Source organism: Moorena sp. SIO3I6 (assembly GCF_010672095.1).
The window spans coordinates 1-2,775 of sequence record NZ_JAAHHU010000571.1 but is presented as its reverse complement, the minus strand read 5'-3'; the positions used below and the strand labels follow the sequence as shown (position 1 = coordinate 2,775).

Annotated in this window: 3 protein-coding genes and 1 pseudogene; 1 reads left to right on the top strand and 3 read right to left on the bottom strand. The window is 42.9% G+C overall.

The genetic code is table 11. From position 1 onward, the window contains the following. From F6K49_RS39765 to F6K49_RS39755, 3 genes and pseudogenes are all read right to left on the bottom strand, one after another. Positions 1-397, bottom strand: a 397-nt coding sequence (locus tag F6K49_RS39765) for a DUF4070 domain-containing protein (RefSeq protein WP_293106191.1), incomplete at its 3' end; no start/stop codon positions are given. Positions 398-427: 30 nt separating this feature from the next. Next, complete coding sequence (locus F6K49_RS39760; protein ID WP_075906557.1) at positions 428-1,678, bottom strand: RNA-guided endonuclease TnpB family protein; 1,251 nt, start codon at positions 1,676-1,678, stop codon at positions 428-430. Positions 1,679-1,822: 144 nt separating this feature from the next. Then, positions 1,823-2,380 (bottom strand): annotated as a pseudogene (locus F6K49_RS39755) (radical SAM protein); the annotation flags it as partial. Here F6K49_RS39755 and F6K49_RS39750 point away from each other — a divergent pair. After that, positions 2,380-2,508: a hypothetical protein gene (locus F6K49_RS39750; protein ID WP_293106188.1), complete on the top strand. Its 129-nt coding sequence runs from the start codon at positions 2,380-2,382 to the stop codon at positions 2,506-2,508. The pseudogene F6K49_RS39755 and the gene F6K49_RS39750 sit on opposite strands and share 1 nt — an antisense overlap. The last annotated feature ends 267 nt before the right edge of the window (positions 2,509-2,775 follow it).

The following is a 2,775-nucleotide window of genomic DNA, read 5'->3' as shown; positions in this document are numbered from 1 at the left end:
CATGATCACTAAGATACCGTTTCCATACCTGAGGATTGTGCCTGAGGATAGAAAAAAGTTGACCCCAGAATTGGAAGCGGGTTTGGCGCTTGATGCCATTGCGCCAGATAATAATTAGCAGTGCCCAGAAATAGATAAATTTTGGCATTACTAATTTAGGCTGATAGGGTTTCGGCTTCATATTTAAGTAGTGCCGATAAAGTCTGCCTAAATAGGATTCTGGTTTATATAATTCCCAGAAACAACTGACATATTCCTGAGCCAGTTGTTCTATCGGGCGAGTGGGGATAAAATTGGTCAGGGTTGTCTGATTGATATTTTCCTCATTGCCTTCTAGCAAACGCCCCTCTTGTTTGAGCCGATGCCAAAGGGCGGTATTGGGCAAGGCTTGTAACATAGTGACATCCTCCCGACGCTGAATCAGAGATTACAGCGCGGGCTTCTTAACCTCACAGTTAAGAGTTCCTGCGTAGCACTTATCTAGATTTAAAATCCCCGATAGTACGCTCTCAGCAGGCGGTTTCCTTTCCCCAATAGTCCTTGGGTACTTTTGAATCCCACGATTACGAATCACTTCGGCACTGGCAACATCTCGGTTATTGGAGTAGCTGCATTCTTTACAGGTATGCCAACGAATTGAAAGGTTATTATCCCACTCCGCACCACAGTTAGGGCATTGTTTTGATGTCCCCCGATGGTCTACTGTGGCAAAAAACTTTCCTCGCTTCCAACAAACCCATTTCAACAACTCTCTGAACTGACCAAAACTGGCATCTAGAGAATGCTTTCCAAGAAACCCTTTAGCCATGACTCGGTAATCAATATCCTCTACAAAAATAGAATCTGCTTGGTCACAGAGAGTATGAGCTACTTTGAGTTGCCAGTCTTGGCGAGTATTGTTAATTTTGTGGTGTAATCGTGCGATTTTAATTTGGACTTTCTCCCAATTCTTAGACCGCTTCTGTTTTCGAGACTCTCTACGTTGCAGCAATTTAAGCTCGCGTTGTAAGTCTACAAAAAACTTCTGTCTAGGAATTTTTAATCCATCTGATGTTGCCAAGAAATCAATCAATCCAACGTCTATTCCGATTGCTCGCCCAAAAGACGGTGGATCGGGAACAGAAACATCTGCTTGAATCGTTATGACAACAAACCATTTTGTTCCTCGACATCTTGACACAACTCTCACACCTTTAATCTTGAATCCATCAGGGATTTCTCGGTGTAAGTTGATGTCTACAAGTCCCATCTTGGGAAGTTTAATTTTATTTCCCTTGAGGGGATTAGCAGGAAACTGAGGAAACAAAAAGGATTGATATCGCCCATACTTTTTAAAACGTGGAAAACCTCGCCCTCTCTGTCTGAACGACTCCCAGGAATTATGTAAACGTTTGACAACGTCTTGAGTGACTTGAGAATGAACTTCCTTCAGGTCAGTTTCGGTTTTTTTCCACTGCGTTAACTGTCGTTTTTGTGACCTATAACCCGGGAATGGAATGTCTGGAGACATAATATATTCCCGTATGAGCGAACATCTATCAATCGAACACTTACGACTATTCATCCAGTCCTTTAAGTCTCGCAAACAACGGTTATAAAGTCGTCTGCAAGTTTCTAGCCAACTCAACATTAATTCCTGTTGAGCTGCATCTGGATAAATTCGGTACGTGTAGTTCATGGTTAGTGCCATGTAAAATATCTTAGCACAAGCCAGGCGAATGATAAATGTTAATTTGCATAAACCCCGTCCCGGCTATCATCCCGACACCAAATCAAAGATTATGGTGCGGGGCTTCTCGCCGGGGTAGCTAAACACAGGATGGGGAATAGCGGTTGCTTCTACAAAATCGATAATGCGATCGCCTGCTCCTGGTTTTTCCCCATCCAAGCCAATAATAAATCCAGCCATCACTCGCAAACCTGCCCGATTAATTTTCTCAACCGCATCTCGTAAGGGTTGACGGGTGTTGTGGTGTTTTTTGGTCAGGGTCAAGCTATCAGTATCTGGTGTTTCAATTCCCACAAACACTGAACTAAAATTGGCAGCAATCATCAAGTCCAACAGTTCATCATCTTCGGCCAGATTCAAGGAAGCTTCTGTGGACAAATGAAACGGGTAACCATGCTCTGCCATCCAGAGAGCCAGTTCCTGCAACAGAACCTTGACATGGCGTTTATTGCCAATAAAATTATCATCAACTATAAATACAGGAAGCCGCCAACCCAAATTATAGAGAGTTTGCAATTCAGCCAATACTTGAGCTGGGGTTTTCGTGCGCGGTTTACGGCCATATCGCACAGAGATGTCACAGAACTCGCACTGGAAAGGACAACCACGGGAAAACTGTACCGACATCTCACTATAAGCATCCAATTCCATTGACACTCCCCGCCCTGGAAGGACGGGGATTCTTGCTTGGCCTTTGGCCACGCTACGCGAACAACGGGGTGACTTGTTATCCCTTGCCGGAGCCAGGAAAAATAGAGGTCTCCTCTCCACAAGCGTAGAGGGTCTATGACCTAGGTTTCGGTGTGCCCCACCGTACCTAAAATAGTTAACAAATTTAAGTTAACAAATTTAGATAACAAATCTAGATGAACATTTTTTTTATCAAAGACTTTCATAGACGTCCAAATCGTTAGACTTGATTGTGCAACATGATTATCTCAAAACATGTTTTTTACACTGTCTACTTATTCAAGATCATGTTTATCTAGAACATTAATTGTTTTTTTGTTATGTTTTTATCTTAACACGGTGCGATCAAACTGTCA